2 protein-coding genes and 1 pseudogene are annotated in these 2,817 nt (G+C 72.3%); 2 read left to right on the forward strand and 1 reads right to left on the reverse strand.

Features of this window, described 5'->3' with window-relative positions:
* Nucleotides 1-194 precede the first annotated feature (194 nt).
* Together ACWDA7_RS51845 and ACWDA7_RS51850 are read left to right on the forward strand one after the other, a co-directional pair.
* On the forward strand, nt 195-1,688 hold the full coding sequence (locus tag ACWDA7_RS51845; protein WP_450615067.1) for a site-2 protease family protein: 1,494 nt from the start codon (nt 195-197) through the stop codon (nt 1,686-1,688).
* A 109-nt stretch (nt 1,689-1,797) separates the two neighbouring features.
* Complete coding sequence (locus ACWDA7_RS51850; RefSeq protein ID WP_450615069.1) at nt 1,798-2,700, forward strand: tRNA (adenine-N1)-methyltransferase; 903 nt, start codon at nt 1,798-1,800, stop codon at nt 2,698-2,700.
* 23 nt (nt 2,701-2,723) lie between these two features.
* On the opposite strand, the pseudogene ACWDA7_RS51855 reads toward ACWDA7_RS51850, so the two are convergent.
* Nucleotides 2,724-2,817: pseudogene (locus ACWDA7_RS51855) on the reverse strand (FMN-binding protein); the annotation flags it as partial.

Below are 2,817 nucleotides of genomic sequence, written 5' to 3' on the forward strand. Positions count from 1 at the left end.
GTCCGGCCGGGGCGGCCGGACCCGCTCCACATCGGCCGGGCACCTTTTGGCGAGGGCGGTTCGACCATGCGGCCAGGGGGACAACAGAGAGGGTGCCGGGGCGGAACACGAAGCGACGGCCGCATACCATCGACCACAGACCCTCTCACCCGGCACGACCGGGGCCGGGGAGACGATTCGATCGAGGGGACATCGTGGACGAGACCGGCGGGAGCGGACAGCCGCGCCCCGGCAACGACAGGGCGACCGAACCCGAGTCGAGCCCCACGGCGCACACCGCCGGTCCCGCACGCCCCGAGCAGGACCGGGACCCCGGCGCGAGCCCGGCCCCGGCAGCGGACCACTCCGACGGCCGAACCGCCCCCGAGCCGCCCGACGCCGACACACCGCCGGCGGACGACCAGCCCTCCGCGACACCGCAGCCCCACGACCCCGCCGAGACCCCGCCCACCGGAAACCCAGCCGCGCCTTTCCCGGCCCGCAGCGAGGCGCACACCGGCGGCCCCGGCAAGGCCCGCCCGCCACAGCGGCACAGGGAACCCGGCGGCGGCATCCTCATGGGCCGGCCCTTCGGAGTCCCCGTCTACGTCGCCCCCAGCTGGTTCCTCGTCGCGGCCCTGATCACCTGGGTGTTCGGCGGCCAGCTGGACCGCGTGCTGCCCGAACTCGGCGCCGCCCGCTACCTCGTCTCCCTCTTCTTCGCCGTCGCCTTCTACGCCTCCGTCCTCGTCCACGAACTGGCCCACACCGTCGCGGCCCTCCGCTTCCGGCTGCCGGTGCGCCGTATCCAGCTCCAGTTCTTCGGCGGCGTCTCCGAGATCGAGAAGGAGGCCGACAGTCCCGGCCGTGAATTCGTCCTCGCCTTCGTCGGTCCCCTGCTCTCCCTCGTCCTCGCGGGGATCTTCTACCTCGCCATGCAGCCCGTCCGGCCCGGCACCGTCCCCGGAGTCCTGCTGGCCGGCCTGATGATCTCCAACCTCATCGTGGCCGTCTTCAACCTGCTTCCCGGCCTGCCTCTCGACGGTGGCCGCATGCTGCGTGCCGTCGTCTGGAAGATCACCGGCAGGCCCATGAGCGGCACCGTCGCGGCCGCCTGGGTCGGCCGTGCCCTCGCGATCTCCGTCCTCATCGGACTGCCCCTGCTCACCCAGTCCGGCGCCCTCGGCTCCACCGCCGAGGACAACGTCGGCATGGACACCGTCACCGACGCCCTGCTCGCCGCCATCCTGGCCGCCATCATCTGGACCGGCGCCGGCAACAGCCTCCGCATGGCCCGCCTGCGCGAACACCTCCCCGAACTGCGCGCCCGCACCCTCACCCGCCGCGCGGTCCCCGTCCAGAGCGACACCCCTCTGTCCGAGGCCCTGCGCCGTGCCAACGCCGTCGGTGCCCGCGCCCTCGTCGTCGTGGACGCCTACGGCGAACCGCTCTCCCTCGTGCGGGAGGCCGGCATCGTCGGCGTACCCGAGCACCGCCGCCCCTGGGTCCCCGTCAGCGACCTCGCCCAGGAGCTCAGCGACGGCATGCGCGTCTCCGCGGACCTCGCCGGTGAAGACCTCCTCGACGCCCTGCGCGCGGCCCCCGCCACCGAATACCTCGTCGTCGAGGAGACCGGCGAGATCTACGGCGTCCTGTCCGCCGCCGACGTCGAGCGAGCCTTCGTCAAGGCGATGGCCCGCCCCAACTAAGGGGCTCCATTCCGGGCCCCGTTCCAGGCCACCGCACCCCAGCGGCCCCACCGCCCGGGCACAGCCGCTCGTGGTCGGCCGCCCCTCCACGGACCGGTAGGCTGGTCACATGTCCGAACCGACCGGTGCCGCCCGCCGTCGCGGGCCCTTCAAGGTCGGGGACCAGGTACAGCTGACCGACCCCAAGGGCCGCCACTACACGTTCACGCTCGAAACCGGGAAGAACTTCCACACCCACAAGGGTTCCTTCCCGCACGACGAACTGATCGGTGCTCCCGAGGGCAGCGTTGTCCGCACCACCGGGAACGTCGCCTACCTCGCGCTGCGCCCCCTGCTCCCCGACTACGTCCTGTCCATGCCCCGCGGGGCGGCCGTCGTCTACCCCAAGGACGCGGGGCAGATCCTCGCCTTCGCCGACATCTTCCCCGGCGCACGCGTCGTGGAGGCCGGCGTCGGCTCCGGCTCGCTCAGCAGCTTCCTGCTACGCGCCGTGGGCGACCAGGGCATGCTGCACAGCTACGAGCGCCGAGCGGACTTCGCCGAGATCGCCCAGCAGAACGTCGAGCGCTACTTCGGCGGCCCCCATCCCGCCTGGCAGCTCACCGTGGGCGATCTCCAGGACAACCTGAGCGACACCGACGTCGACCGCGTCATCCTCGACATGCTCGCCCCCTGGGAATGCCTGGAGGCCGTCTCCAAGGCACTGGTACCGGGCGGCATCCTCTGCTGCTACGTGGCCACCACCACCCAGCTCGCCAGGACCGTCGAGTCCATCCGCGAGATCGGCTCCTTCAACGAGCCGACCTCCTGGGAGACGATGATCCGCAACTGGCACATCGAGGGCCTGGCCGTCCGCCCCGACCACCGCATGATCGGCCACACCGGCTTCCTCCTCACCGCCCGCCGCCTCGCCGACGGCGTCGAGCCGCCCATGCGCCGCCGCCGGCCCGCCAAGGGCGCCTACGGCGAGGACTACGCGGGCCCCAACGCCGACGGAGGCGACGGCCGCTGACCCGGCCTTTGCCCAGGCCAACGCTGCGGGACGGCATAGCTGTTGATCTCCTGGTCCCTCGGGTTCTCCTGCGGGTACGTCACCGCCGTCACATCGGTCAGCTCGCCGTTCTTCACC

Source organism: Streptomyces sp. NPDC001156, from assembly GCF_053598275.1.

Bases quoted from the DNA above. Each gene is read 5' to 3' on its own strand.
- ACWDA7_RS51850 (WP_450615069.1), top strand. From the start codon at position 1,798: ATGTCCGAACCGACCGGTGCCGCCCGCCGTCGCGGGCCCTTCAAGGTC.